The sequence below is a fragment of the Streptomyces sp. NPDC033136 genome (assembly GCF_055578235.1).
In genome coordinates this window covers 1913-5184 of sequence record NZ_JBVIPD010000051.1, presented here as the reverse complement: position 1 = coordinate 5184, position 3272 = coordinate 1913, and the positions used below count along the sequence as shown (strand labels likewise).

Annotated in this window: 1 rRNA gene; it reads right to left on the bottom strand. The window is 56.8% G+C overall.

Features of this window, described 5'->3' with window-relative positions:
- Positions 1 to 22 precede the first annotated feature (22 nt).
- Positions 23 to 3143, bottom strand: a 23S ribosomal RNA gene (locus ACZ5TL_RS39305).
- Positions 3144 to 3272: the final 129 nt, after the last annotated feature.

Sequence of the window (3272 nt, the reverse complement as noted above, 5' to 3'; positions counted from 1 at the left end):
AACACAGTGGACGCGAGCAACTGAGGACAAGCCCTCGGCCTATTAGTACCGGTCAACTCCACACGTTACCGTGCTTCCATATCCGGCCTATCAACCCAGTCGTCTACTGGGAGCCTTACCCTCTCAAGGAGGTGGGAATACTCATCTCGAAGCAGGCTTCCCGCTTAGATGCTTTCAGCGGTTATCCCTCCCGAACGTAGCCAACCAGCCATGCCCTTGGCAGAACAACTGGCACACCAGAGGTTCGTCCGTCCCGGTCCTCTCGTACTAGGGACAGCCCTTCTCAATATTCCTACGCGCACAGCGGATAGGGACCGAACTGTCTCACGACGTTCTAAACCCAGCTCGCGTACCGCTTTAATGGGCGAACAGCCCAACCCTTGGGACCGACTCCAGCCCCAGGATGCGACGAGCCGACATCGAGGTGCCAAACCATCCCGTCGATATGGACTCTTGGGGAAGATCAGCCTGTTATCCCCGGGGTACCTTTTATCCGTTGAGCGACGGCGCTTCCACAAGCCACCGCCGGATCACTAGTCCCGACTTTCGTCCCTGCTCGACCCGTCGGTCTCACAGTCAAGCTCCCTTGTGCACTTACACTCAACACCTGATTGCCAACCAGGCTGAGGGAACCTTTGGGCGCCTCCGTTACTCTTTAGGAGGCAACCGCCCCAGTTAAACTACCCATCAGACACTGTCCCTGATCCGGATCACGGACCCAGGTTAGACATCCAGCACGACCAGACTGGTATTTCAACGACGACTCCCCCTGAACTGGCGTCCAGAGTTCACAGTCTCCCAGCTATCCTACACAAGCCGAACCGAACACCAATATCAAACTGTAGTAAAGGTCCCGGGGTCTTTCCGTCCTGCTGCGCGAAACGAGCATCTTTACTCGTAGTGCAATTTCACCGGGCCTATGGTTGAGACAGTCGAGAAGTCGTTACGCCATTCGTGCAGGTCGGAACTTACCCGACAAGGAATTTCGCTACCTTAGGATGGTTATAGTTACCACCGCCGTTTACTGGCGCTTAAGTTCTCAGCTTCGCCCCACCGAAATGGAGCTAACCGGTCCCCTTAACGTTCCAGCACCGGGCAGGCGTCAGTCCGTATACATCGCCTTACGGCTTCGCACGGACCTGTGTTTTTAGTAAACAGTCGCTTCTCGCTGGTCTCTGCGGCCACCCCCAGCTCACCGTGTAAAACGGATCACCAGATGTGGCCCCCCTTCTCCCGAAGTTACGGGGGCATTTTGCCGAGTTCCTTAACCATAGTTCACCCGAACGCCTCGGTATTCTCTACCTGACCACCTGAGTCGGTTTAGGGTACGGGCCGCCATGAAACTCGCTAGAGGCTTTTCTCGACAGCATAGGATCATCCACTTCACCACAATCGGCTCGGCATCAGGTCTCACCCTCATGTCATCCGGATTTACCTGGATGACGGGCTACACCCTTACCCCGGGACAACCACCGCCCGGGATGGACTACCTTCCTGCGTCACCCCATCACTCACCTACTAACCGCTTGGTCCGGCGGCTCCACCACTTTCCTTTCCCCGAAGGGTCCGGAACGGCTTCACGGCCTTAGCATCACGATGCTCGATGTTTGACGCTTCACAGCGGGTACCGGAATATCAACCGGTTATCCATCGACTACGCCTGTCGGCCTCGCCTTAGGTCCCGACTTACCCTGGGCAGATCAGCTTGACCCAGGAACCCTTAGTCAATCGGCGCAAACGTTTCTCACGTTTGTATCGCTACTCATGCCTGCATTCTCACTCGTGAACCGTCCACAACTCGCTTCCGCGGCTGCTTCACCCGGCACACGACGCTCCCCTACCCATCACAGCCGGCGTTGGCCGTATTGCTGCAATGACACGACTTCGGCGGTACGCTTGAGCCCCGCTACATTGTCGGCGCGGAATCACTAGACCAGTGAGCTATTACGCACTCTTTCAAGGGTGGCTGCTTCTAAGCCAACCTCCTGGTTGTCTGTGCGACTCCACATCCTTTCCCACTTAGCGTACGCTTAGGGGCCTTAGTCGATGCTCTGGGCTGTTTCCCTCTCGACCATGGAGCTTATCCCCCACAGTCTCACTGCCGCGCTCTCACTTACCGGCATTCGGAGTTTGGCTAAGGTCAGTAACCCGGTAGGGCCCATCGCCTATCCAGTGCTCTACCTCCGGCAAGAAACACACGACGCTGCACCTAAATGCATTTCGGGGAGAACCAGCTATCACGGAGTTTGATTGGCCTTTCACCCCTAACCACAGGTCATCCCCCAGGTTTTCAACCCTGGTGGGTTCGGTCCTCCACGAAGTCTTACCTCCGCTTCAACCTGCCCATGGCTAGATCACTCCGCTTCGGGTCTTGAGCGTGCTACTAAAATCGCCCTATTCGGACTCGCTTTCGCTACGGCTTCCCCACCCGGGTTAACCTCGCAACACACCGCAAACTCGCAGGCTCATTCTTCAAAAGGCACGCAGTCACGAGAACAAGGCAAGCCTTGCTCCGACGCTCCCACGGCTTGTAGGCACACGGTTTCAGGTACTATTTCACTCCGCTCCCGCGGTACTTTTCACCATTCCCTCACGGTACTATCCGCTATCGGTCACCAGGGAATATTTAGGCTTAGCGGGTGGTCCCGCCAGATTCACACGGGATTTCTCGGGCCCCGTGCTACTTGGGTGTCTCTCAAACGAGCCGCTGATGTTTCGACTACGGGGGTCTTACCCTCTACGCCGGACCTTTCGCATGTCCTTCGCCTACATCAACGGTTTCTGACTCGTCTCATGGCCGGCAGACCATGAAAGAGAGATCCCACAACCCCGTATACGCAACCCCTGCCGGGTCTCACACGCATACGGTTTGGCCTCATCCGGTTTCGCTCGCCACTACTCCCGGAATCACGGTTGTTTTCTCTTCCTGCGGGTACTGAGATGTTTCACTTCCCCGCGTTCCCTCCACACTGCCTATGTGTTCAGCAGCGGGTGACAGCCCATGACGACTGCCGGGTTTCCCCATTCGGAAACCCCCGGATCAAAGCCTGGTTGACGACTCCCCGGGGACTATCGTGGCCTCCCACGTCCTTCATCGGTTCCTGGTGCCAAGGCATCCACCGTGCGCCCTTAAAAACTTGGCCACAGATGCTCGCGTCCACTGTGCAGTTCTCAAACAACGACCAGCCACCCATCACCCCACCCTTTACAGGCGAGTTCACTGGGGCCGGCGACCGAGGAAAGTTCATTCCCTCAGACACCCAACAGCACGT